Origin of the sequence: Nocardiopsis ganjiahuensis DSM 45031, assembly GCF_000341085.1 — a bacterium.
GTDB lineage: Bacteria > Actinomycetota > Actinomycetes > Streptosporangiales > Streptosporangiaceae > Nocardiopsis > Nocardiopsis ganjiahuensis.
On sequence record NZ_ANBA01000006.1, the window covers coordinates 156,792 to 179,963 of the forward strand.

Sequence of the window (23,172 nt, forward strand, 5' to 3'; positions counted from 1 at the left end):
GGCACCCGACAGTCGGGGCATGGCAGGCGTGGCGGAGTCCCGCGGCCGGGTGCGGCCAGAGCCGCAATGGCGCGCCCCCGGAGGAGTGAGATCGCACCGATGCCGACCCCCGCTACCCACGCCCCCTACAGACCCCGCCTAAGCAGCGTCATCGGCGCGGCCTTCGTCGGCTCGACGCTCATCGCCGTGATGGCCCCCGCGCACGCCGACCCGATCGCTTCGGCCGAAATCTCCTTCGCGAGCTCCGCGGACACCGCGCAACTGGGCGGAGAGGCCGTGTCCAACACGCTCACCGTGAAGAACATCGGCGGCCTCAACATCTGCCTGATCGACCTGCAGACCGACGCCTCCGACTTTCCTGCCGGTGCTCCCACCGCCAGCCTGATCGCTCCGGGCGCGCCGAGCACCAGCGCCGTCTCGGGCTCACCCACCCAGGACGTCACCGTGGTGACCGCGACCCTCGAGTACGCGGCGGCCCCTGCCGACGGCGTCTGCGCGGACATCGACCCCGAGTCGGTCCAGATCGCCCGGTCGGGCACCTGGACCGTGACGGCCACCGAGCCCGAGCCCTCCCCCACGCCGTCCGAGACGCCCACCGAGGAGCCGTCTCCGTCGCCGACCAAGACCCCGAGTCCGTCGCCGACGAGGCCCCCCTCGCCCTCCCCCACCGGTACTCCGACGAACACACCGTCCCCGTCGACCCCTGCCACCGAGGAAAGCACCGACGGCGGCTCCGGAGGCGACACCGGGGGTGACTCAGGCGGCGGCTCCGGCGGCGGCTCCGGTGACAACCGGACTCCCTCCAACAGCACAGGCGGCGGCTCCGGCAACAGCCGGACCCCGTCCAACACCCCCGACCGGACACCGCGCTCGAACGTGAGCAGCGCGCCCACCAGCAGCGCGGACATCCCCACGCTCCCCCGGAACGAGGCGGACCTGCCCGACCTCGCCCCGGGTTCCGCCGAGGACCTGGCCGACCTGCCGCTGGTCACCCCCACCTCGGACGAGGACGCGGAGACCGAGGTCGCCGCGGACCACTCGGACATGGGGCCCTCGATCGCCCCGGCCGTCCTGCTCGCCGCGTTCCTGCTGGCGCTGCTGCTGGCCACCCCGCTGGCCCCCACCCGCCGGGTGCGGATCGGCAGCGGATACCAGGGCAAGCGCCGCAAGGGCTGACCCGCGACGTCGCCGCCCCGGCGCCCGGAACACTCCGGGTGCCGGGGCGATGCGGTGCCACGAGGGAGTCGAAGCCAGGGTTGGGGCCCGCAGGATCTAGGATCCAGACTCATGAGCACCCCGCTAGTCACCGACAACCTCGCCCCGGAACTGGCCGAGCCCGTACTGGCCCTGGCCGAGGCCGCGCGCGCCGCCGACGGTATCGCCGCCCTGTCCGAGCACACCCTGCTCCGGATCAGACACGGCGCGCCCTCCGGGAGCAGCCGCTTCCACGTGGTCTCCGACGACGGCCGCGTCGTGGGCTTCGCCTTCGTGGAACGGGTCGAGGGTGAACCCGACGCCGGCGAGGTCGTGGTCGACCCCGCGCACCGCCGCGCCGGACACGGCTCCGCCCTGCTGCGCTCGGTCCGGGACGACGCCGGTCCGGACGGGGTGCGGGTGTGGGCGCACGGCCGGACCCCCGGAGCGGTCTCGGTGGCGGCGGCCGACGGGTGGGTCCCCGTCCGCGAGCTGCACAAGATGCGCATGCCCCTGCGCGACCTCGGACCCGAGGTGCCCGGCGGTCCGTGGACCGCGCCGGAGCTCCCCGGACCCGAGCTGCGTCCCGAGGTGGCCGAGAAGGTCCGCATCCGTCCCTTCGTGGTGGGCCAGGACGAGCAGGCGTGGCTGGACGCGAACGCGCGCGCCTTCGCCGACCACCCCGAGCAGGGCGCCCTGACCCTGGACGACCTGCTCCAGCGGGAGGTCGAGGACTGGTTCGACCCCCGGGGCTTCTTCGTGGCCGCCACCAACAGCGGTTCCATCGCCGCCTACCACTGGACCAAGACCCACGCCGACGGCGCGGGGCTCAGCGACGACGAGACCGTCGGCGAGGTCTACGTGGTGGGTGTGGACCCCGCCTGGCAGGGCAGCGGGCTGGGCCGCGCGCTGACGCTGGCCGGCCTGGTCCACCTGCGCGACGCCGGGCTGCCCTGGGTGCACCTGTACGTGGACGGTGACAACGAGGCCGCGGTGCGCCTGTACGAGTCCCTCGGGTTCTCCATGTGGGACACGGACGTGATGTTCGCCCCGGCCGACGACCGGGCCTGACGACCGCAACGGGCCGCCTTCGGGCGCCCGTTTGACGTGCGGCTCGTCACATTCACCGACCGAACCCCTTTGCGCCACGGGAGTGCGACACCCCGTTCACCTCCCGTTCACCTTCTCTGGGACAACTGGTCACCTCCTACGCCTACCTTCGCATTCGGCGCGGTTTGGCTGTTGTCCGCGCGTTGACCGTGACACGGCGGTCATCCATCGCGTGGTTCACGGCCGTCCCGGTGGGACGAGGACCGAGCGACCAGCCCCGCAACCTTTTCCGAACCGGAGAATCCATGACGACCACGGACGCGCCCAAGGCGGCCCCGCCGCCCACGGGCAAGCGCCGGATCGGCGATGTCGTTTTCGCCGGGCTCGCCCGGGGATCGGGACTCCTGATCCTGATGATCCTCGCGGGTGTGGCCGCCTTCCTGCTGGTCCAGGCCTGGCCGTCGCTGATGGCCAACACCTCGAACTTCCTGACCGACCAGTCGTGGGACGCCAACGTCCGGGAGAACCCGTCGTTCGGTGTGGCCGCGCTGGCCTTCGGCACCGTCATGGCCGCGGCGATCGCGCTCCTGCTGGCCACCCCGGTGGCGATCGGCATCGCGCTGTTCATCGTCTACTACGCGCCGCGGAAGCTCGCCACGACGCTCGGCTACCTGGTCGACCTGCTCGCCGCGATCCCCAGTGTGGTCTACGGCCTCTGGGGCATGATGGTCCTGGCCCCGGAGCTGGTGCCGGTCTACGAGGGCATGACCGAGTACCTGGGCTGGATCCCGCTCTTCGCGGGCCCCGCCTCCACCTCCGCCCGGACCCTGCTCACCGCGGGGATCGTCCTGGCCGTCATGATCCTGCCGATCATCACCGCGATGTCCCGCGACGTGTTCCACCAGGTCCCGCAGGGCCACCGTGAGGCCGCGCTCGCCATGGGCGCCACCCGCTGGGAGATGATCCGCCTCGCCGTCCTGCCCTTCGGCAAGTCCGGGATCGTCGGCGGCGCCATGCTCGGCATGGGCCGCGCGCTGGGCGAGACCATGGCGGTCGCCATGATCCTCTCCCCGTCCCTGGCGATCTCCTTCAACCTGCTGCAGAGCGGCAACCAGACCATCGCCGCGCACATCGCGCTCCAGTACCCCGAGGCCACCGGCTACGGCGTCTCCGCGCTGATCGCCGCCGGCCTGGTCCTGTTCGCGATCACCCTGGCCGTCAACATGGGCGCCCGCTACGTCGTGGCACGGGGCAACAAGGAGTCCGCATGAGCATGACGACCACGCAGCCTCCCGCCCCCGAGACGGGTCCGACCGAGAACGACCTGCGCTCCGGCGCCCTGCCGAACCGCTTCCCCGCGCTCCTGCTGGTCGCCTGCGCCATGGTGGTCGCGGGTGTGCTGGCCGCCTTCTCCTCCTTCGGCGTGATCCTGTGGGCCCTGCTGACCGCCGTCTCCTACGTGGTCATCGTCGTGACCGCCTCGGTGCGGGTCGAGGGCCGCCGCAGGGCCATGGACCGCCTGGTCACCTCGCTGGTCTACTCGGCGTTCCTGCTGGCGATGGCACCGCTGGTGTCGCTGCTGTACACGGTGGCCGGCTACGGCCTCGACCGCTTCGACGGGTACTTCCTGAGCGTGTCGATGAACGGCGTCCTGCCGAGCATGGACGCGGGCGGCGTCTTCCACGCGATCGTCGGCACCCTGGCGATCACCGGCATGGCCACGCTGATCTCGGTGCCGATCGGTGTCATGACCGCCGTCTACCTGGTCGAGTACGCCCAGGGCCGGCTGAAGAAGGTCATCACGTTCTTCGTGGACGTCATGACGGGCATCCCCTCCATCGTCGCCGGCCTGTTCGTGGTGGCGCTGTGGATGATGCTCTTCGGCCCGGGCAAGACCAACGGCGCGGCGGGCGCGATCTCCCTGGCCGTGCTGATGATCCCGGTCGTGGTCCGCTCCAGCGAGGAGATGCTGCGCCTGGTCCCCCGCGACCTGCGCGAGGCCTCCTACGCCCTGGGCGTGCCCAAGTGGCGCACGATCACCAAGGTGGTGCTCCCCACCTCGGCCGCCGGTCTGACCACCGGAATCATGCTCGCCATCGCGCGCGTTATCGGAGAGACGGCGCCGCTGGTCCTCACCGCGGGATCTTCGGCGGTGTCCATCAACTGGAACCTGTTCGACGGGCAGATGATGAGCCTTCCGGTGTTCATCTACTCGCAGTTCCGCATGGGTGGGGCTGTCAACTACGAGAGGGCCTGGGCCGCGGCGCTGACGCTGGTACTGACGGTCATGCTGCTGTTCGTCCTGGCCCGTGTGATCGGCCGCCTCTTCGCACCCAAGTCCCGCTAACACGAGGAACATCCCTGTGGCGAAACGAATCGACGTCTCCGGACTGCACGTCTACTACAGCGACTTCCTCGCGGTAGAGGACGTGTCCATGACCATCGAACCCCGCTCCGTGACGGCGTTCATCGGCTCCTCCGGCTGCGGCAAGTCGACCTTCCTGCGCACCCTCAACCGGATGCACGAGGTCACCCCCGGCGCCCGCGCCGAGGGCAAGGTCCTCCTCGACGACCTCGACATCTACGGCCGCGAGGTCGACCCGGTGATGGTCCGCAGCGAGATCGGCATGGTCTTCCAGAAGGCCAACCCGTTCCCCACCATGTCGATCTACGACAACGTGATCGCCGGGGCCAAGCTCAACAACAAGCGGATGAGCAAGGACGAGGCCGACACCCTGGTCGAGGAGTCGCTGCGCGGCGCCAACCTCTGGGAAGAGGTCAAGGACCGGCTGAACAAGCCCGGTTCGGGCCTGTCCGGCGGCCAGCAGCAGCGCCTGTGCATCGCCCGCGCCACCGCGGTCAAGCCGTCCGTCCTGCTCATGGACGAGCCCTGCTCCGCCCTGGACCCCATCTCGACGCTGGCGATCGAGGACCTCATTCACAAGCTGAAGGAGGACTACACGATCGTGATCGTCACCCACAACATGCAGCAGGCCGCCCGCGTCTCCGACCGGACCGCCTTCTTCAACCTGTCGGCCCCCGGCAAGCCCGGCAAGCTGATCGAGATGGGCGAGACCAACCAGATCTTCACCCGTCCGCAGAAGAAGGACACGGAGAACTACATCACCGGGCGCTTCGGGTAGACCGGGCCTCCGTCGCAGTTCCACGCTTCCCCGAGGGGGTCCCGCAGAGGGCCCCCTTGTGCGTTGAGGGGCCTCGTGGCCACCCCGTTGCGGCTCCCCGGGCATCACGCCCTACGGACAACCGCGACAACCTGTCCCAGACCACAGAGCGACTCACTCCGGCTTCCTGAAACAGCCCACGTAGCCACACCTCGATCTATAGCATCAATGCTATGCCCTGAGGTAAGGTCGAACTAGAGACGGAAGTCAACGCCTGGCTGACAGGACTCTCCGAAGAAGAGTGGGCTCAGGCGCTTTTCCACCTGGACCTCCTGGAGTCTCGAGGCGTGAACCTCGGCTTCCCGTACACAAGCCAGCTTGATGGCAGGCTTCGAGAGCTACGGTTCTACTGTGGTGGCCGACAGGTGCGTATCTCCTACTTCATCACCGGTGCACGACGCATCATCATGTTGACCGTGTTCTACAAGACCAGTCGCCGCGAATCCGCCGAGGTCCGGCGGGCCAAGCGCGCGATGGAAATGTGTGTGCAGGCGGGCCACACCGCCGACGAGGAGGAAGCGTGAGCATCCCTGATCGTGTGACACTTGCCGAGCTCAGAACCTCCGAACGCTTCGGACAGCCCGAGGTCCAGGAGGCCTACGAGCAGACGCGGCTGCGGTTCGAGTTGGGCGAGGCGGTCAGGCTCCGGCGGGAGGAGCTCGGCTGGTCACAAGCGGAGTTGGGGCGCCGGTGCGGGATGCCGCAGTCCAGCATCGCCAGGTTCGAGCACGGTGGCACGCAGCCGACGCTGACAACACTGGAGCGGCTCGCCGAGGCGTTGGGACTGGTACTGAACGTGCGGCTGGAGTCTCCGAACGCGGCCTGAGCACATTGCTTCGGCCGAAGGCCTGCGTCCTCGAACAGGCCATCTCTTCAGTCCTGGCAGGGGCGGCTGCGCACGGAACGATTGCGCGCAGATCCGTTCTGTCACAGCCCTGTGTTTTCCTGAGGGGGTCCCGTTGATCGGGCCCCGAGGCGTTCCGCGCCGCGCTGAGCACCGGGATCGGAAGGGCCAAGGCCTACGGGTGTGGTCTGCTCAGCCTCGCCCCGGTGCGCAGGGCAGGTTAGACAGCCGGGACCAGGGCTGATAGACACACGGTGCCCGGAATCCGGGCTCTTGGCCCGCCCCGTGGAAGGACTCACCCATGGCCGTTCCCCTGGTGATCGACACCGACACCGCGCAGGACGACTGCGTGGCGCTGTTGGTGGGCCTCCTGGACCCCGCGGCCGACCTGCGGGCGATCACCATGGTCGCCGGGAACGTGGGCTTCGACCAGCAGGTCCGCAACGCGTTCATGACGCTGAACGCCGCCGGCGGGCGCGACGTGCCCGTGTACCTCGGCTCGCGCCGTCCGCTCGTGCGGGAGTGGGTGAGCGCCGAGAACGTGCACGGTGACGGGTCCGGCGGGCTGCGGATGGACCAGGACGGACTGGAGGCCCGCGGCGAGCACGCCGTGGACGCCCTGGTGCGGATGGCCGCCGAGAGCCCCGGTGAGCTGTCCGTCGTGGCGATCGGTCCCCTGACCAACATCGCCGCCGCGGTGATCAAGGACCCGGCTTTCGCGGGCAACGTGAAGACGCTGTACGTGATGGGCGGGTCGAACAACGGGCGCGGCAACATCACGGCCGCCGCCGAGTTCAACTTCTACGTGGACCCCGAGGCCGCCAAGGCGGTGTTCGCCGCCGGGTTCGACATCACCGTGGTGCCCTGGGACCCGCTCACCCTGAAGCAGGCCGTGTTCGGGCAGGACCGGCTGGACCGGATCGCCGCCCTGGGCACCCCGCTGGCCCGGTTCTTCACGAGGATCTGCGGCCCGACCCTGGAGTTCGACCGCAGCGTCGGCATCGACGGCACCACCCACCCCGACTCCCTGACCGCCGCGGTGCTGCTCCACCCCGAGCTCGTTCGCGCGGCTTCGCGCTACCACGTGGACGTGGAGACCGCCGGGGAGCTGACCCGCGGTTACTCGGCGATGTCCTGGGGCGTGCACGGGCTGGAGCCGAACGCCCGCGTGGTCGAGGAGATCGACGCGGAGGGCTTCTTCGACTACGTGCTGGAGCTGCTGTCCCGCGACACCGATCCGCCGAGGGCCGTCAGCGGCTTGTGAGGCAGGGAGCGGCCCCCGCTCATCCGACCAGCGCGATGGTGCCCTGGGCGGCGGCCACGATCCTCTCCGAGCCGTCGTCGACCATCACGAGGTCGCAGCGGCACACGGCGCGTCGGCGTGTGGACTCGAGGACGTGGGCGCGGGCGCTGAGCAGGCTGCCCCTGCCGGGGCGCAGGTACTCGATGGAGAAGCCGCTGGTGAGCACCGACGCCCCCAGCACGGTGCCCCCCGCGAAGGTGAGCGCGTTGTCCGCCGCGTAGGAGAGCACGCCGCCGTGCAGGAAGCCGTTCTGCTGGAGGAGCTCGTCGCGGACCTCGACCTCCAGGACGGCCCTGCCGGGCTCGAAGACGGCGACCCTGGCCCGGACCAGCCTGCTGAAGGGCTGGGCGTCCAGGACGAGTTCGGCGAGCTCCGGGGTGATCTCTTCGGCCACGGGGATCCTCCTACGATCGGTACCGCCACCCTAGGACCCGGTTCGGTTGCCTCTCCGGACAGGTTCGTCCACCTGTGGCCAGTTGACCCAAATGTGGTGTTTTGGCGCCTAGCGTCCCTCTCAGTGAAGGGGGAAGATCGTGCGTACTTCCACAGCGGCCTCAGCCGCCGCAATCCTGCTCGTCGTTCCCGGATGCGCCTGCGGACCCACGTTCCTCACACCCACCGGTGACGGGCAGCAGACCAGTGAGGAACCCGGGTCGTCCGGTGACGACTCCGACTCAGACGGGGGCTCCGGGGGTTCTGGCGGCGGAGGGGGCTCGGGCGGATCCGGAGGTGGTGGCGGATCCGGAGGCGACGGGGGCTCCGGTGGGGGCGGGGGCTCCGACACGGACGACCCGGCGTCGCCGGCACCTGCGGCGGACGGGGAAGACGGAACTGACGGTACCGACGGGGCGGACGGCGAGAACGGGGCCGACGGTACCGACGGGGAAGACGGTACTGACGGGGTCGAGGGGCAGGATGAGGGCGCGCCTAACGACGAGCCCGTCCTGCTGGCGCTGGGCGACAGCCACCGCTTCGAGGACGGCTTCACCGTCACCATGGGTCCCGTGGAGCGGCGCACCGAACCGGGCGAGGTCGACCGCTCCGGCACCGGCACCGAGGACGGCACCGAGCCCGGCGACGACCCCGCCGGCGAGGAGACCGAGGACTCCGGTGACCAGGAAACCGGCGGCGAGGAGTCCTCGGAGGAGGTGGACGAGCCCCTTGACGAGGACCCCGCCGAGGAACCGCAGGACGGCGATCCCTCCGACGAACCCGCCATGGAGGACGAGGGGGACGAGCCGGCCGAGGACACCGATCCCGTGGAGGACGACCCGACCGAGGACGATCCGACCGAGGACGAGCCCGTCGACGAGGACCCCGCCGAGGACCCCGTCGAGGAGTCCGAAGAGGAGTCCTCCGAGGAGCCCGAGGACGAGGGCGACGACTACTACGCGTGGACCGTCGAGATCACCAACGGCACCGGGGACGACCTCCACACGGGTTCGGTCATCACCGACTGCTCCGTGGGCGCTCCCCTCACGCTGTCCTCGGCCCCGCTCCTGGGTGAGGCGCTCGACCCGCCCATGACCCTGGCCCCCGACCAGGCGGGCGCGTGGGACGAGGACTGCTGGGCGGACGAGGACGACCCGACGCTGCAGTGGACCCTGCAGTTCATCGACGAGGAGGGCCGGAACCTCTACCCGGTCCTGGTCTTCGAGGGCCAGGTCGGCTGAACCGGTCCGGGACCGCACCCGATGCGCGCGGCCCCGGACCCGGATCGCCTCAGGGGACCTCGGCGGCCACGGTGCCGTACGGCACGGCGCGCACCAGGCTGACGCTCAGGGTCCGCCCGTTGGGCGCCGTGTAGGTGCGCTCCTCCCCCTGCACGGCGCCGATCAGCGCCCGGCCCAGAGGCGACTCCGGTGAGCAGACCGGGACCCCGTCGGAGTCGGCGCGGTCGCGCACGCCCAGCAGGAAGGTCTCGGTCTCGGGGTCGGTTCCGTAGCGGACGGTGACGACCATGCCGGGTTCGGCGACGCCGTCGTCCGGCGGGGCCTCGCCGATGACGGCGTCCTTGAGGATCTCCTGGATGCGGTTGACGCGGGCCTCCCTGGCGTCCTTGTCCTCGATGACGGGGAAGCCGTGGGCCGCTCTCGTCTCGTAGTCGGCCGTGCCGGTGAGGACGGCCAGTTCTGCGGTGAGCCGTTCGTGGGTGCCCGGGGTCAGCCAGGTGCGGTTGGTCATGGTGTCTCCTTGTACGAAGGCGCCCCGCCGGGGTTCGGCGGGGCGCGGACCGGATCTGCGGTCGGGCTCTCCGGGGCCGGGCCTCGGAGAGCGGTGCGTCAGCGGGTCGGGTCCATGGGGCGCAGGGCCGGGGGCAGGGTGCCGGTGGCGACCGCCCGGGCCAGCAGGCGGCCGGTGATCGGGCCGTGGGTCAGACCCCACATGCCGTGCCCGCCCGCCACGTACAGTCCCGGGACGCGTGTGGGGCCGACCAGCGGAAGGCCGTCCGAGGTGACGGGTCTGGAACCCACCCACTCGTCGGTGCGCCGGTTCAGGTCCACGCCGTCCAGGTAGGGCGCGGCCGAACCCGTGATCGCCCGGACCCGCTCGGCCCGGAAGGGTGCGTCGATACCGCGGAACTCCATGGTTCCGGCGACCCGCAGCCCCTCGCCGTGCGGTGTGCAGGCCACCCGCACCTCGGGCAGGTAGACCGGACCGGACACGGGTCGGTCCGCGGGAACCGTGAAGCTGTAACCGCGCCCGGCGCGCAGCGGCACGTTGACGCCCCAGGGCCGGGACTGGCGGCCGAGCCAGGCCCCCGTGGCCACCACGACCGCGTCCGCCGACTCCGTCTCGCCGTGCGCCGAGTGCAGCCGGAACCCGCCGTCGCGGGCCTCGACCCTGGTCACTCTGAACTTCTCGACCACGCTTCCGCCGCGTTCGCGCACGGAGTCCGCGAGGGCGTGTGTGTACACACCGGGGTTGACGTGGCTCTGCCCGTCGATCCGCACCCCGGCCCGCACCGCGTTCGAGGCGATCGGGACCCCGTCGCGCGCCGCCTCGCCCTCCAGCGCGGTGTAGGTCAGCGGCAGCCCGGCCTCGCGTGCGGTGTCCAGTTCCATCACCAGTCGGGCGGCGTGCTTCTTCGCGGTGAAGAGCGCGGTGATCGGGGACGGCTCGACCTTGGCGGCCACCCCGCCCTCGGTGAGCTCCTCGAAGGCGTCCAGGCAGGCCGAGCTGAGCGGGACGTTGCCGCGCAGCGCCCGCTCCCAGGGCCCCTGTCTGGAGTTCAGGGCGAACGACGCCAGGAAGTACAGGAGGCCCGTGTCCGTGGTGGGCGGCACGGACAGCGGGGCCAGCGGGTCGAGCATCGCCCTGATGCCGTTGCCGAGAACCCCCGGCTCGTTCAGCGGGATGGCCAGACCGGGTGAGATCCAGCCCGCGTTGCCCCAGGACGAGCCCGAGGCCACCGTGTCGCGTTCGACCACGGTGACTCCGACCCCGTACTTCTGGAGGAACCAGGCGGTCGACAGACCGACGATCCCGGCCCCGACGACGATGACGGTGCGCGGTGCGCCCGCGCCCTTCCCGGACATGGCGAGTTCTCCTGTGCGTGCTCGGTGACAGGTGCGAGGCCGCACCTGTCCAGAGTCTCTCCCGGGAGCACACGCCGGCCTTTGTCCTGCTGGGACAATCTCGGCGTACGCTCGTGTTCAGTTCCGACAACGCGAAGGGGCCGACCAGCACGAGCGATCCGGTCCGGCGGACGAATGAGGGGTCTTGATGGTCTTGCTGGACCGGTTGGTCACCATCCTCGGCACGTACGGCACCCGGCTGGTCGGCCCGCGCCCGGCCCCGGACACGGTGTTGCGCGGCGTGGCCGTGCACGACGCCGCCGACCCGGAGCCGGAGGAGGCCGACGTCCTCCTCGCGGTGGGCGTCCAGGACCCCCTGGCGGCTGTCGGGCTCGCCGAGCGGTCCCGCTCCCTGGCGGTCGTGGTGCGGACCGCGCGCGAGGGCGGTGTGGACCCGCACGGGGAGGCCGCGGCACGGGCCGGGAGCGCGGGGATCGCGCTGCTGACCGTGGACCCGTCGGTGTCCTGGGGGCAGGTCGCCGGGGTGGTCTACGGGCTGGTGCTGGAGGGCGGCGAGACCGAGGCGGGCAGAGGGCCGGCGGACCTGCCGGCGCTGGCGGACACGATCGCCGCCCGGGTCGGCGGGCCGGTGGCCATCGAGGACCCGCGCCTGCGCGTGCTGGCCTACTCGGACCGCCAGGCAGAGGCCGACCAGGCCCGTTGGGACACCATCCTGGGGCGCGGGGTGCCCGAGGCGCTCCAGCGCCACCTGGAGGCCTCCGGGGCCATCGCGCACCTGGCCTCGTCCGCCGAGCCGGTGTTCGTACCGCCGGAACCGGAGCTCGGGCTGTCCGGTCGCACCGCCGTGGCCGTGCGCGTCGGCCGCGAGTTCATGGGGTCGCTCTGGGCCGTCTGCGACCGGCCGCTGGACGCCGAGCGCTCGGCACTGCTGACCGAGGGCGCCCGCACCGTCGCGCTGCACCTGCTGCGCACACGGGTCAGCGCGGACCTGGAACGCCAGGTGGAGTCCGATCTGGTGAGCCGCCTGCTGGAAGGCGCGATGGACCCGACCGAGGCCGCCGGACGCCTGGGCCTGGCCGCAACCCCGCACCGGGTGGTCGCCCTCCAGGCGCACACGCCCGACGAGCGCCACTCCGCGACCCTGATGGCGTTCGAGCGGGCCACCACCGGTTTCGGCTGGTCACGCCCGGGACGGAGCACCGTCTTCGGCAGCACGGTCTACACGGTCCTGCCCTGTGGGGCGGACCCCTCCCCGGCCCGGGAGTGGGTGACGGAGACCGCTCGGGCGCTGCCCGGACACGTGGTGGTCAACGCGGGGATCGGCGCCCCGGCGGACCTGGCCGGGCTCTCCGCGAGCCGCCGCGAGGCCGACGAGAGCCTCACCCTGCACGCCGCCCGCCCCGAGGGAGCCGCGGTGGCCTACGACGAGTCCTGGGACGACGTGCTCATCCACCGCCTGCGGATGGCCTCGGCCTCCGGGCGCCGCCCCGCCGACGGCCCGGTCGCCGACCTCACCCGGCACGACGCCGAGCACGGCACCCACTACGCGCGAACCCTGCGCGCCTGGCTCCGGGCCCAGGGCGACCCCAACGCGGCCGCGGCTGAACTGGGGGTGCACCCCAACACCGTGCGTCACCGGGTGCGGAGGATGGCCGAGGTGGCCCCGCTCGGCCTGGACCAGCCGAGGATGCGGCTCGCCCTGGCCATCGCCCTGGAGGCCTACGTCCCTGGGGAGTGACCCCCCGAAGCTCGGCCCCAGGGGGTTTTCGTTCGGGTACCGGGAGGCCGGTCTCCTGCGACACAGGGCAGGACGAGTCGAGCCGCCGGCGGGGAACCACAGGGCGAGGACTGCGCCGAAGGCGTCCGTGAGCGGGAGGGACCGCACGCGAAGCGGAGGTGCGAAACGAAGACAGTCAGCTGTTCTTGACGACGATGGTCTCCACCGTGTTGGCGACGTGCTCGAAGGCGTCGGCGGCGGTCTCCAGCTCCTCGATGACGTCCTTGAGCTTGAGCACGGTCAGCGCGTCGTACTCGCCGCTGAACAGCTTCGCGAGGAGCTTGCGGTAGATGCGGTCGGCCTGGTTCTCCAGCTGGTTGATCTCGATCCAGTAGCGGGTGAGGTCCTTCATGGACCGCAGCCGCGGCATGGCCTCGGCGGTGAGTTCGGCGGCCCTTTCGAGCACCTCGATCTGGTCGATGATGCCCTTGGGCAGCCGCTCCAGCCCGTACAGGCCGATGAGGTCGACGGCGGCTTCCATGGAGTCCATGACGTCGTCGAGGTTGGAGGCGAGGCGGTAGATGTCCTCACGGTGCAGCGGGGGCGCCGAGCTCTTGTTGAGTCGGCGCATGATCGCGTGGGTGGCGTCGTCACCGGCGTGCTCGCAAGCACGCATCTTCTCGGTGATGGCCTCCCTGTCGGCCCCGTCGCTCATCAGCTCCACCAGCAGGCGGGCCCCGATGACCAGGTTGTTCGCCGAGTCGGTGAACATCTCGTAGTAGCTGTCATCACGCGGGCGCAAGCGCAGGCGCACGTCGTTCTCCCGATGGTGCGGTGGTCTTCCTTGGTGGATGTTAAGGGCGCTGACCAGCTGCTTCAGCGCGACAGCGTGGGCTGTCCACGTTCCGGCCCCGTCGGGGGGAGGCGGGTCCGGCTGTGGTCACCCCTCGTTCATCTGTCTGTGTCAACGCGTGGAACGCCACGGGGCGCGGGTTCCCTCGCAATCCTCCCAATCTCGGGTGACACCGGGACGGTTCGGGACGCTACCGTGTCCTGCCCCCGCTGGCCAGCGGAGTGATGAGACGGGAATCACCCAATCGAACGGAGACCGGCGGACAGCTCCGCCGAGATCCCCCGATGTCCACCTTCGGGCCATTGCTCCGCAATGACAAGTACCTCCCGCATTCACCTGTCCGATCATCCTGGCCTCCGAAGCCGTGGCCTCGGCGGACCCCGCCCCGGCCATTCTCTCGCCCTAGGATCTCCTCCATGCCTTCAGCCCTGACCCCGAGCGCCGTGCGGCGGCTGCGCACCGCGCTGGACGAACAGCTCTCCGCCCTGGGCGAACCCGCCTTCGAGGGCACCGACGAGGAGGCCGTGGCCGCGGCGGTGCGGGCGGTCCTGCGCGCGCAGGAGCCCCTGCGCCCCGCACTGAAGGCCGCCGTGCGGTGCAGCCTGGCGGTCCTGGCCGACCGCGTGCCCGGACACAGCCTGGAGGTGCGTGTGCCGCCGTACGGGGCGGTCCAGGTGATCGAGGGGCCCAGGCACACCCGCGGGACCCCGCCCGGAGTGGTCGAGACCGACCCCCTCACCTGGCTGCGGCTGGTCGACGGCCGGACCGGATGGGAGAGCGCGGTGGGCGAGCACGGCGTGCGGGCGAGCGGTGTGCGCTCGGACCTGTCCGCCCACCTTCCTCTGTGGCCGGAACCACAACTGGACAAACCTCCGAATTCGTGACGGATCAGACAGCCGGTTGCCGGAGGAATGGACAACCGCGCACCTGGCCGGGAGTTCGGCTGAACGAGCGGCCGGGTGAGCGGTCTCGTCGACCCCGAGTGGCGACCCGCCGTCGGCCAGCGGCTAAGCTGTGCCTGTGTCGTACTCCGACGGCCGGCTCTCCATGGACCTCGATCCGCTCGAACGCGGCCCGCAGGACGCCTGCGGCGTTTTCGGGGTCTGGGCACCCGGCGAAGAAGTCAGCAAGCTCACCTACTTCGGTCTCTACGCGCTCCAGCACCGCGGGCAGGAATCCGCGGGCATCGCCACAAGCGATGGGGAGCGGATCGTCGTCTACAAGGACATGGGACTGGTCTCCCAGGTCTTCAACGAGGCGACGCTCGACTCCCTGAGAGGCCACCTCGCGATCGGCCACTGCCGTTACTCCACGACCGGTTCACCGGTGTGGGAGAACGCCCAGCCGACCTTCTACACCGCGCGTGAGGGAGGTCTGGCACTCGGCCACAACGGCAACCTGATCAACACCCCGGAACTGGCCGCGATGCTGCCCGACCAGCGCCGCGGTGCCACGACCGACACCGAGGTCCTCACCAACCTCCTCGCGGCCAGGGCCAAGGACGGCCAGACCCTCGAGGAAGCGGCACTGGACCTCCTCCCCAAGGTGCGGGGCGCGTTCTCCCTGGTCTTCATGGACGAGAACACCCTCTACGCCGCGCGCGACCCGCAGGGCATCCGCCCGTTCGTGCTCGGTCGCCTGGGTGAGACCTCCGGTTCCGGCGGCTGGGTCGTCGCCAGCGAGACCGCCGCCCTGGACATCGTGGGCGCCAAGGTCGTCCGCGAGATCGAACCGGGCGAGCTCCTCGTGATCGACGGCGACGGGGTACGCTCCCGCCGCTTCGCCCCGGCCCGCCGCAAGGGCTGCCTGTTCGAGTACGTCTACCTGGCGCGCCCGGACACGACCATCAACGGGCGCAACGTGAACTCCACCCGTGTGGAGGTCGGCCGCCGCCTGGCCAAGGAGCACCCGGTCGAGGCCGACCTGGTGATCCCGGTCCCCGAGTCCGGCACCCCCGCCGCGGTGGGTTACGCCGAGGCGAGCGGTATCCCCTTCGCCCAGGGGCTGGTGAAGAACTCCTACGTGGGGCGCACGTTCATCCAGCCCAGCCAGACCCTGCGCCAGCTGGGCATCCGGCTCAAGCTGAACCCGCTGCGCGAGGTCATCGAGGGCCGCCGCCTGGTGGTCGTGGACGACTCGATCGTGCGCGGCAACACCCAGCGGGCACTGGTCCGGATGCTCCGTGACGCCGGCGCCGCAGAGGTGCACGTGCGGATCTCCAGCCCGCCCGTGCTGTGGCCCTGCTACTACGGCATCGACTTCGCCACCCGCGCCGAGCTCATCGCCGCGAACCTGTCGGTGGACGAGATCGCCGAGTCGGTCAACGCGGACTCGCTGGCCTACGTGGACCTGGAGGAGCTCATCGCCGCCTCCGAACAGCCCAAGGACCAGTTGTGCCGGGCCTGCTTCGACGGGGTCTACCCGTTGGAGGTCGACGCCGACTCCCAGGGCAAGTACCTGCTGGAGAAGGCCTGCGGCACCCCCGAGGGCTCCACTCTGGCCACCAGCCACAAGTAACAGACACGCGGCGGGCCGTTCGCGGTCCGCCGCGTCCCGGAACCCCCTCCGGATCCTCCGGCGTGCCCTGGAAGAGGGCCGCTGACGCTCGCACCAGCGAGCACTCGCACACCACCCCGAACACGAGGAGAACTCGCGTGGCAGCCGACAGCACAGGGGCGACGGGCGCGTACGCGGCCGCGGGCGTCGACATCGCCGCCGGTGAGCGCGCCGTCGACCTGATGAAGCGTCACGTCGCGCGTACGCGCCGGCCCGAACAGGTCACCGACGCCAGCGGTTTCGCCGGCCTGTTCCGTCTGGACACGGCCAAGTACAAGGACCCGGTCCTGGCCACCTCCACCGACGGGGTCGGTACCAAGGTCATGCTCGCCCAGCAGATGGACAAGCACGACACCATCGGTATCGACCTGGTCGGAATGGTCGTGGACGACCTGGTCGTCTGCGGCGCCGAACCCCTCTTCATGACCGACTACATCGCCACCGGCGCCGTGGTGCCCGAGCGCGTCGCGGAGATCGTCGGCGGCATCGCCGAGGGCTGCCACCAGGCGGGCTGCGCGCTCGTCGGGGGCGAGACCGCCGAACACCCGGGTGCGATGGACCCCGAGGAGTACGACCTGGCCGGGGCCGGCACGGGCGTGGTCGAGGGTGACGCGATCCTGGGACCGGACCGGGTGCGCGAGGGCGACGCCGTGATCGCGATGGCCTCCTCCGGCCCGCACTCCAACGGTTACTCGCTGGTCCGGCACATCGTGGACGGGGCCGACCTGGACCTGCACGCGCGGGTCCCGGAGCTGGGCGGGGTCCTGGGCGAGGTCCTGCTCACCCCGACGCGTGTCTACGCCAAGGACTGTGTGGCGCTGACCGCCGAGGTCGAGGTGCACGCCTACTCGCACATCACCGGCGGCGGACTGGCCGCGAACCTGTCCCGTTCGCTGCCCGAGGGCCTGGACGCCGAACTGGACCGCTCCACCTGGGCTCCGCTGCCGGTCTTCGGCTACCTGGCCGAGAAGGGCGGGGTCAGCCGGGAGGACATGGAGGCCACGTTCAACATGGGCGTGGGCATGGTGGCGATCGTCGCCGCGGACGACGCGGAGCGCGCGCTGGGCGTGCTCGCCGAACGCGGTGTCGAGGCGTGGCGCCTCGGCGTGGTGAAGGCCGGTGCGGCGGAGGATGCCTCCGGGCAGGCCGTGCTGAACGGCGAGTACCGAAACGCGTAAGCGGCACCGGGCACCCGGGAACCGGGTGAGGGACGCGAACATAGCCGGTGCGAACCACCACAGTGGTTCGCACCGGCTATATCCACCTGTCCGCGACGGCTCCCCGGTGGAGAACCGTAACCGCTACAGGTCAGCGGTTGTTGTCCGAGCGACCCGAAAGACTCGGATGCGTCCGACGACTACTTGTCGGACTCCGAGTACTTGTCGGCAAGATCCGCGTAGCGATCGACCAGGTCGTCCTGAGGTTCCGTGTAGGAATCGTCCGGACCCGACGGCCCGGAGGGAGACCCCTCGTCCTCAGCGACACCCAGCTCCGACCGCAGCCGCTCAAGGTCGGTCCCACCGGAGCTGTACTTGAGCTTCCGGGCGACCTTCTGCTGCTTGGCCTTGGCTCGGCCGCGCCCCATTGGCTCGACCCCCTCAACGATTGGGTTCCGACGAACCCCAGATCACTTACTAACCCGCACTACCAGGCTGACGGCCGTCAAACGCGACTGACGACAGGCGCCAGCTTACGTACACATACAACCGTACCTGGTCGGACCCCACCGTGCCTACGCCACCCGGGTGTGACGGATGTGGTGTAGGCACGGAAGCCCTTTCTGCCTGGGACTTCTCACGGTGAGTGCCAGACGGAACGATCTGTGCCACGATTCGATCGTGCTGCCCTACACCGCCTATCTCCGCGTCTACCAGCCGATCACGGCCTTCTCCCCGCGTGACCGCCGGTACTGGGAAGGGTACTCGGAGTCCACGGACCGCCCCAAGCGCGTGAACGCCCTGGCCGCCGAGCACGCCGAGAGCCTGGGCCGGGCCATCACCACCCCGCCGGTGATCGCGCCCGCCGAGGAGAGCGGGGACGCGTACCTGCGCCGGGTGAACGAGCAGCTGTACGTCTGTCCGTGGCAGACCCGCCTGCGCTCCTGGCGCGCCTTCGCGGAGTTCACCGACGCCATGCCGCGCCCCCTCGTCGAGGCGTTCGTGCCCGCGCGGGAGGCCGATCGGGCCGAGACCGGGTACCGGCAGTGGCGCGACTCCGGAGCGCAGGCCCAGCCGGGCATCCTGTCGAGCAACTGGACGATCCCGGTCCCGTGGTTCGTTCCGTTCGAGCCCCAGGAGCGCTGCCTCGTCCTGTCCACCGGGTCCACCAGGACCCTGCTGTACCTGACCAGGACCGCGCAGGCCAGGCGGCGCCTCGAACACACCGCGGCGGTCATGCTCGAGCGCATCGGGGAGCACGCGGTGTCCTCCGCGACCGAGCGGCTCATGGACTGGCTGTCCTCGACGGCGCACCCCGACTCCCTCCTCGAGCTGGACTACGGAGGGCTGCCGCACCTGCTGAGCGACGACCACCTGAGCGAGGACCACTCGGTGGCCGAGGTGGCCGAGGCCGTGGAGGCGCTCGCCAAGGGCGAGGACTCCCGCATGGCGGAGCTCCGCAGAAGGCTCACCCTGCGGTGGAGGTCGGTGCGTGCCCTCCAGCACGCCAACTGACAGTCAGGAACGCTCCAGCTTTTCGTGGACACGGCACCACCGGCTGTCGCTATCCGAGTACCGGAACGTGCTTGCGCCACGCCGTGGACCAACCTGGTACACCAGGTTTCTCGGCCGTACGAAACCGTCTTTTCGCACGTGACGGCGGTGTGCACCCCCACCCGGCCAAGGCACGACATCAAGCGTCGTGAAACTGGGCATAACGCCCGATAGGGATCGACGTAGACTGTAGCGAGTCGGTAACTGAGCGCACTCTGAGTAATCAGGAAACCCTTGCCACGCCGAGGATGCGCGTGGCCTGAGCCACCAGCCGCAACGGACCGGCGCCAGGCGCGCCACCGCACCCCACCTCTCGCCACAGCGCGACTGACCAGGGCCTGCGCCCTCTTCCCCCGGACTCGGCCATCGGGTTTCGGTCAGCTCCGCCCTAGCACTTCGGGCTCTCCGGATCGAGAAAAACGAGGCCCGAGAACGAAGTTTTGACCGAATACGCCACATGCCACTAAACGTGTCGCTAGAATCACTTAGCGTGACGCGGCCACGGGCGGCTTTCATGGGCCTCCCACACGCAAAGTTGCTTGGAGTGGTCGCATAATCACCTCGGGTGATGCCATCATGGTCTCGTAGCGGGACCTATTGGACATCCGGGCCAAGTGCCAGGAATAAGGCTCAAGGATCGGCACACAGATCCAGGAGGAGAGGCCGTACACATGTCAACTCGCACGCCCGAGGCGGAGCCCCTGTTGACCCCCGCCGAGGTTGCCACCATGTTCCGCGTGGACCCCAAGACCGTGACACGCTGGGCCAAGGCGGGCAAGCTGACCTCGATCCGCACCTTGGGCGGCCACCGCCGCTACCGCGAGACTGAGGTCCGCGCCCTGTTGGCCGGAATCCCCAGCCAGCGTACGGAGTGATCTCCCCGGCCTGTGCTGACTCCGGGGGGTAGTCAACTGGTATGAATTTTCTCAGCGAACTTCTGTGATCATCCAAGGACACCGCTGAGAGGGCCTATCGTCAGAGGTGTCCGGAAGGTGAAACCCCGCTTTCCGGGTGATCAGCCCTTGCGGCGGCAGGTGAAACACGCTTTGTTCCCGGACCTCGGTCCGGCGTCGTCGGGAGCGGCCCGGAGACGTTAAACCACACGTGGGGTCGGTAGCGGGACGGCTGGACGAGCTCTGGCTGCCGGCGAGAGTTCAAGGGCGGGTCACCCGGACGGGGTGACCCGCCCACCCGTCACCCTCCACCACCCTCAACGGACGCCGCCGGCGCAGCCCCACCCTCTTCGTCACCCTCCACCACCCTCAACGGACGCCGCCGGCGCAGCCCCACCCTCTTCGTCACCCTCAACAAACGCCTGCGGCGCAGCCCCAACCGCCCCTGCCTCGTGAGGGCGCGGCCCGGGCTCAATCCTCGATCTGGTCGTCCATGGCGGTCGTGCGCTTGCGGGCGAGGAAGGTCGCCGCCGTGCCGCCGCCGACCGCCACCACGGCGGCGGTGATCAGTGCCACGATGGAACTGCCCGTGGTGGCCAGCCGCGTGTTCGGGGCCGCGACCTCCTGCTGCCCCTCCCCGCGCTCGTCCTTGCCCGGCTCGGTGGCCGAGACATGGGTGGAGCCGATCGCCCAGGAGTCGGCGAAGTTCACCGCGAACCCGTTCTCCACTCCGGGGTCACCGACCTGGACCCACACGGTGAGCGAGGAGCGGATCCCCTCCCCCTCCCAGTCATCGTCCTCGTCCTCGAAGGCGTACTCGTTGACCAGGAAACGGACGCTGACGGGCACCTCGGCCAGGGCCTCGCCGTCCTGGTCGAGGACCTCCAGCGTCTCCTCGACCAGGCGCTCACCGCCGAACCCCACCAAGGGCTCACCGAAGGCGGTGAGTTCGCCGTACTCGAAGGTCGCCTCGGTCGAGCCGTCATAGGCCGCGGCGGCGCTGGTCCGCACATCCGAGAGGGTGAACTCGACCGCGTTGCCGTCACCGGAGACGGTCTCGGAGTCGTCCTCCCCGAGCATGATCACGTCCTCCTCGCTGGGCGAGGCGCTGGGGCCCCCGGAGGGCTCCTCGAAGGGTGTTTCCGGGGCGGGTTCCTCCTCCGCCCACTGGGACTCCCTGTCCCTGAGGTCTTCCCTGTCCGCGTCGTCCTCCGCACCGCTGCGCCCGGTGTCCTCCTCCGGTTCCTCCGAGGGAGGGTCCTCAGGCTTCTCGGTGGTCTCGTCCACCGGGTCGATCATGCCGAGGTCGATCAGGTCGTCGACGCCGAGCCGGACGGTCGCCCGCTCGACCACCGCCTCGGACAGCGCTCCCCTGTCGTTGACCAGGGTGCGGCTCTCCCCCCGGATCTGCGTGTACTCGGCCAGCGGTCCGAGAACCGGTTCCGCACGGGTCTCGTCCTCGGTCTCCCCGCCGTAACTGATCGCGGTGGAGTAGCCCGTGACGAGGTCGCCGTCGCCGACCCAGGCCTGGGCGTTGGCCCAGACCAGCTGGGTGGCCGCGGCGGGGAGAGCGGACGCGACGCCGAACGCGCCGAGCGCGGCGAAGAGGCTTCCAGCTGCCAGGAGGCGGCGTGCGGACAGTTTGGCGGGAGTCACCACAACACTCCTGTTGTATCTGGGGGATGCCCGGCTCCGGGACCGGGCCCGTCCCGACGCTGGAGCGGCGGCCCGGGATTTTCTGGCCGACCTGGCTGGCCGGACGCGGTCTTCCGAGGTGGGCGGGGTGATTTCCCGTCCGCCCGGTCGAGGTACTGCCTGCGCGTGGGGTGCCGTGTACAGGGCGTTCCACACGGTGAGCCTAGTCGCTTGATCACAAAACGGAAACCGTTCCGCCCAGGACGGAACGTCGTCCCGGAAGCACCGGTGGCCGCTCCGAACTGGGACAACGAACGGGGCCCGGAGGAGATCCCCCGAGGGCCCGTGATCGACCGGTCGGATACCGGCCGGTCGCCGTCTGTCGGCTGCCGACCAGCCCTCGACAGTCCCGGCGCTCTCCGTCCCGGGGGCTCTTTTCGTCGCCGCCGTCGCCCTCAGTGGGCCCGGAGATGTCGCCCCGGACGGTCGGTGCGTAGGCGTTGTTCACCGGAGTGCTCATCACGAAAAGATCATGATGAAATCATTCATCACCCTCGGCAACCGTCCACAGCGGCGATCGCGCTTGCCTTCGGCAGGGCCGCTCCCCATCGACCAGAGGCACCTCTCGGAGAAACACGAGAACCCCCAGAAGGATCGTCGACCATTCAATACACCATCGTGCGCATTCCTTTGTGGATATCCCGGAATTTCTTCTGGCCGTTTGCGGACAAATGATCTGCGCCACTCGCCCGGCTCTGCGGAGGTACGTCGGGGTCGGGAGTAGCGGCTAGGTTGTGGGGCATGCCCGTCTGCGCACCGTCAGGGCTCCGGAGCCGCGCCACCCGCGCCCTGTCCCTGATCTCACTCGCCGTCCTCTGGACCGCGGCCTGCTCGTCACCGGCCGGCGGTACACCCGGCACCGATCCCACCGCAGCGCTTCCGCTGCCCGGCCCCGAGGACGGGAGGAGCGGTTCCGAGGAGGGTGGCGACACCTCCGTCGACGACGAGGCCGTCCCTCCGGGCGACGGACCGCTCGGCGGCCGGGTCGTGGTCATCGACCCCGGTCACAACGGTGGCAACGCGGACGCCGCGAGCGAGATCAACTCCCTGGTACCCGCCGGAAACGGCGAGAAGGCCTGCGACACCGTCGGCACCGAGAGCGCGGGCGGCTACTCCGAACACGAGTTCAACTGGGACCTGTCCCTACTCGTCCAGGAACGGCTGGAGGCCGACGGCGCCACGGTGATCCTCACCCGCGAGGACAACGAGGGCGTCGGTCCCTGCATCGACGAGCGCGCGGAGATCGGCAACAGGAACGACGCGGACGCCGCCCTGTCCATCCACGCCGACGGCGGACCGGAGTCGGGGCGGGGCTTCCACGTCATCGCACCCGGGGAGCTGGCCGGGCTCACCGAGGACATCGTCGAACCCTCCGCCCTCCTGGCCGAGGACATCCGCCGCGAGTACCGCGAGGGCACCGACGTCCCCTACGCCGACTACCTCGCCGAGGACGGCCTGGACGAGCGCACCGACCTGGGCGGACTGAACCTGTCCGAGGTGCCCAAGGTGTTCCTGGAGGCCGGGAACATGCGCAACGCCGAGGACGCCGAGCTCCTGGAGGACCCCCGGTGGCGCGCGGACGCCGCGGACGCCATCGCCCGCGGACTGGCCGTCTACCTCATGCGCGACTAGGCC

At 70.3% G+C, this 23,172-nt stretch carries 22 protein-coding genes and 1 pseudogene; 17 read left to right on the top strand and 6 right to left on the bottom strand.

From position 1 onward, the window contains the following. Positions 1-99 precede the first annotated feature (99 nt). From D458_RS34755 to D458_RS0106070, 9 genes and pseudogenes are all read left to right on the top strand, one after another. Positions 100-1,176 carry a hypothetical protein gene (locus D458_RS34755; RefSeq protein WP_026119045.1) on the top strand — a complete coding sequence of 359 codons (1,077 nt, stop codon included), beginning with the start codon at positions 100-102 and terminating at the stop codon, positions 1,174-1,176. 111 nt (positions 1,177-1,287) lie between these two features. Next, a complete protein-coding gene (gene mshD / locus D458_RS0106040; RefSeq protein WP_017585825.1) occupies positions 1,288-2,265 on the top strand; it encodes a mycothiol synthase in 978 nt (325 codons plus the stop codon). Between the two features lie 284 nt (positions 2,266-2,549). Beyond that, positions 2,550-3,515, top strand: a complete 966-nt coding sequence (gene pstC, locus D458_RS0106045; RefSeq protein ID WP_017585826.1) for a phosphate ABC transporter permease subunit PstC — start codon at positions 2,550-2,552, stop codon at positions 3,513-3,515. Next, positions 3,512-4,591: a phosphate ABC transporter permease PstA gene (gene pstA, locus D458_RS0106050; protein WP_017585827.1), complete on the top strand. Its 1,080-nt coding sequence runs from the start codon at positions 3,512-3,514 to the stop codon at positions 4,589-4,591. Before pstC ends, pstA begins: the two co-directional genes overlap by 4 nt. A gap of 16 nt (positions 4,592-4,607) precedes the next feature. Continuing rightward, positions 4,608-5,387: a phosphate ABC transporter ATP-binding protein PstB gene (gene pstB, locus D458_RS0106055; RefSeq protein ID WP_017585828.1), complete on the top strand. Its 780-nt coding sequence runs from the start codon at positions 4,608-4,610 to the stop codon at positions 5,385-5,387. A 257-nt stretch (positions 5,388-5,644) separates the two neighbouring features. Beyond that, positions 5,645-5,950 (top strand): type II toxin-antitoxin system RelE/ParE family toxin, encoded by a 306-nt coding sequence (locus D458_RS33035; RefSeq protein ID WP_051049604.1) that lies wholly within the window; start codon positions 5,645-5,647, stop codon positions 5,948-5,950. Beyond that, on the top strand, positions 5,947-6,252 hold the full coding sequence (locus D458_RS0106065; RefSeq protein ID WP_017585830.1) for a helix-turn-helix domain-containing protein: 306 nt from the start codon (positions 5,947-5,949) through the stop codon (positions 6,250-6,252). Before D458_RS33035 ends, D458_RS0106065 begins: the two co-directional genes overlap by 4 nt. 143 nt (positions 6,253-6,395) lie before the next feature. Beyond that, positions 6,396-6,494, top strand: a pseudogene (locus D458_RS35305) (type I-E CRISPR-associated protein Cas6/Cse3/CasE); the annotation flags it as partial. Positions 6,495-6,571: 77 nt separating this feature from the next. After that, a complete protein-coding gene (locus tag D458_RS0106070; protein ID WP_017585831.1) occupies positions 6,572-7,534 on the top strand; it encodes a nucleoside hydrolase in 963 nt (320 codons plus the stop codon). A 19-nt stretch (positions 7,535-7,553) separates the two neighbouring features. Here D458_RS0106070 and D458_RS0106075 read toward each other — a convergent pair whose 3' ends face one another. Continuing rightward, a complete protein-coding gene (locus D458_RS0106075) occupies positions 7,554-7,967 on the bottom strand; it encodes a PaaI family thioesterase (RefSeq protein WP_017585832.1) in 414 nt (137 codons plus the stop codon). A gap of 139 nt (positions 7,968-8,106) precedes the next feature. Between D458_RS0106075 and D458_RS36030 the strand changes: the two genes are divergently transcribed. After that, positions 8,107-9,246 carry an ICP22 family protein gene (locus D458_RS36030; protein WP_017585833.1) on the top strand — a complete coding sequence of 380 codons (1,140 nt, stop codon included), beginning with the start codon at positions 8,107-8,109 and terminating at the stop codon, positions 9,244-9,246. Between the two features lie 49 nt (positions 9,247-9,295). Here the strand turns inward: D458_RS36030 and D458_RS0106085 are convergent, their stop codons facing one another. Together D458_RS0106085 and D458_RS0106090 are read right to left on the bottom strand one after the other, a co-directional pair. Beyond that, positions 9,296-9,757, bottom strand: a complete 462-nt coding sequence (locus D458_RS0106085) for a GreA/GreB family elongation factor (protein WP_017585834.1) — start codon at positions 9,755-9,757, stop codon at positions 9,296-9,298. 98 nt (positions 9,758-9,855) lie between these two features. Next, positions 9,856-11,112: an NAD(P)/FAD-dependent oxidoreductase gene (locus D458_RS0106090; protein WP_017585835.1), complete on the bottom strand. Its 1,257-nt coding sequence runs from the start codon at positions 11,110-11,112 to the stop codon at positions 9,856-9,858. Between the two features lie 187 nt (positions 11,113-11,299). Between D458_RS0106090 and D458_RS0106095 the strand changes: the two genes are divergently transcribed. Further along, complete coding sequence (locus tag D458_RS0106095; protein ID WP_017585836.1) at positions 11,300-12,850, top strand: PucR family transcriptional regulator; 1,551 nt, start codon at positions 11,300-11,302, stop codon at positions 12,848-12,850. A gap of 175 nt (positions 12,851-13,025) precedes the next feature. Here the strand turns inward: D458_RS0106095 and D458_RS0106100 are convergent, their stop codons facing one another. Further along, a complete protein-coding gene (locus tag D458_RS0106100) occupies positions 13,026-13,643 on the bottom strand; it encodes a DUF47 domain-containing protein (RefSeq protein ID WP_017585837.1) in 618 nt (205 codons plus the stop codon). Positions 13,644-14,098: 455 nt separating this feature from the next. On the opposite strand from D458_RS0106100, the gene D458_RS0106105 reads away from it, so the two are divergent. The 3 genes from D458_RS0106105 to purM all read left to right on the top strand — a co-directional run bounded on the left by D458_RS0106105 (position 14,099) and on the right by purM (position 17,416). Continuing rightward, the gene (locus D458_RS0106105) at positions 14,099-14,566 is read left to right on the top strand and encodes a sterol carrier family protein (RefSeq protein WP_017585838.1); all 468 of its coding nucleotides are present in this window, start codon (positions 14,099-14,101) and stop codon (positions 14,564-14,566) included. 136 nt (positions 14,567-14,702) lie between these two features. Beyond that, on the top strand, positions 14,703-16,199 hold the full coding sequence (gene purF, locus D458_RS0106110; RefSeq protein WP_017585839.1) for an amidophosphoribosyltransferase: 1,497 nt from the start codon (positions 14,703-14,705) through the stop codon (positions 16,197-16,199). A 137-nt stretch (positions 16,200-16,336) separates the two neighbouring features. Next, a complete protein-coding gene (gene purM / locus D458_RS0106115) occupies positions 16,337-17,416 on the top strand; it encodes a phosphoribosylformylglycinamidine cyclo-ligase (protein ID WP_017585840.1) in 1,080 nt (359 codons plus the stop codon). Positions 17,417-17,595: 179 nt separating this feature from the next. Here the strand turns inward: purM and D458_RS0106120 are convergent, their stop codons facing one another. Beyond that, positions 17,596-17,823 carry a DUF3073 domain-containing protein gene (locus D458_RS0106120; protein ID WP_017581391.1) on the bottom strand — a complete coding sequence of 76 codons (228 nt, stop codon included), beginning with the start codon at positions 17,821-17,823 and terminating at the stop codon, positions 17,596-17,598. 253 nt (positions 17,824-18,076) lie between these two features. Between D458_RS0106120 and D458_RS0106125 the strand changes: the two genes are divergently transcribed. Next, complete coding sequence (locus tag D458_RS0106125) at positions 18,077-18,910, top strand: hypothetical protein (RefSeq protein ID WP_017585841.1); 834 nt, start codon at positions 18,077-18,079, stop codon at positions 18,908-18,910. A 710-nt stretch (positions 18,911-19,620) separates the two neighbouring features. Further along, complete coding sequence (gene bldC / locus D458_RS0106130) at positions 19,621-19,824, top strand: developmental transcriptional regulator BldC (RefSeq protein WP_013155387.1); 204 nt, start codon at positions 19,621-19,623, stop codon at positions 19,822-19,824. Positions 19,825-20,313: 489 nt separating this feature from the next. Here bldC and D458_RS0106135 read toward each other — a convergent pair whose 3' ends face one another. After that, positions 20,314-21,498, bottom strand: a complete 1,185-nt coding sequence (locus tag D458_RS0106135; RefSeq protein WP_051049605.1) for a hypothetical protein — start codon at positions 21,496-21,498, stop codon at positions 20,314-20,316. 780 nt (positions 21,499-22,278) lie between these two features. Between D458_RS0106135 and D458_RS0106140 the strand changes: the two genes are divergently transcribed. Further along, on the top strand, positions 22,279-23,169 hold the full coding sequence (locus D458_RS0106140; RefSeq protein WP_017585843.1) for an N-acetylmuramoyl-L-alanine amidase: 891 nt from the start codon (positions 22,279-22,281) through the stop codon (positions 23,167-23,169). Positions 23,170-23,172: the final 3 nt, after the last annotated feature.

Excerpts from the sequence above, each read along its gene's own strand:
- D458_RS0106120 (WP_017581391.1), bottom strand. The coding sequence starts at position 17,823 with ATGGGGCGCGGCCGAGCCAAGGCCAAGCAGCAGAAGGTCGCCCGGAAG.
- D458_RS0106070 (WP_017585831.1), top strand. The coding sequence starts at position 6,572 with ATGGCCGTTCCCCTGGTGATCGACACCGACACCGCGCAGGACGACTGC.
- pstC (WP_017585826.1), top strand. The coding sequence starts at position 2,550 with ATGACGACCACGGACGCGCCCAAGGCGGCCCCGCCGCCCACGGGCAAG.
- D458_RS34755 (WP_026119045.1), top strand. The coding sequence starts at position 100 with ATGCCGACCCCCGCTACCCACGCCCCCTACAGACCCCGCCTAAGCAGC.
- D458_RS0106085 (WP_017585834.1), bottom strand. The coding sequence starts at position 9,757 with ATGACCAACCGCACCTGGCTGACCCCGGGCACCCACGAACGGCTCACC.
- D458_RS0106140 (WP_017585843.1), top strand. The coding sequence starts at position 22,279 with ATGCCCGTCTGCGCACCGTCAGGGCTCCGGAGCCGCGCCACCCGCGCC.
- mshD (WP_017585825.1), top strand. The coding sequence starts at position 1,288 with ATGAGCACCCCGCTAGTCACCGACAACCTCGCCCCGGAACTGGCCGAG.
- D458_RS0106090 (WP_017585835.1), bottom strand. The coding sequence starts at position 11,112 with ATGTCCGGGAAGGGCGCGGGCGCACCGCGCACCGTCATCGTCGTCGGG.
- D458_RS0106095 (WP_017585836.1), top strand. The coding sequence starts at position 11,300 with ATGGTCTTGCTGGACCGGTTGGTCACCATCCTCGGCACGTACGGCACC.
- pstA (WP_017585827.1), top strand. The coding sequence starts at position 3,512 with ATGAGCATGACGACCACGCAGCCTCCCGCCCCCGAGACGGGTCCGACC.
- D458_RS0106105 (WP_017585838.1), top strand. The coding sequence starts at position 14,099 with ATGCCTTCAGCCCTGACCCCGAGCGCCGTGCGGCGGCTGCGCACCGCG.
- bldC (WP_013155387.1), top strand. The coding sequence starts at position 19,621 with ATGTCAACTCGCACGCCCGAGGCGGAGCCCCTGTTGACCCCCGCCGAG.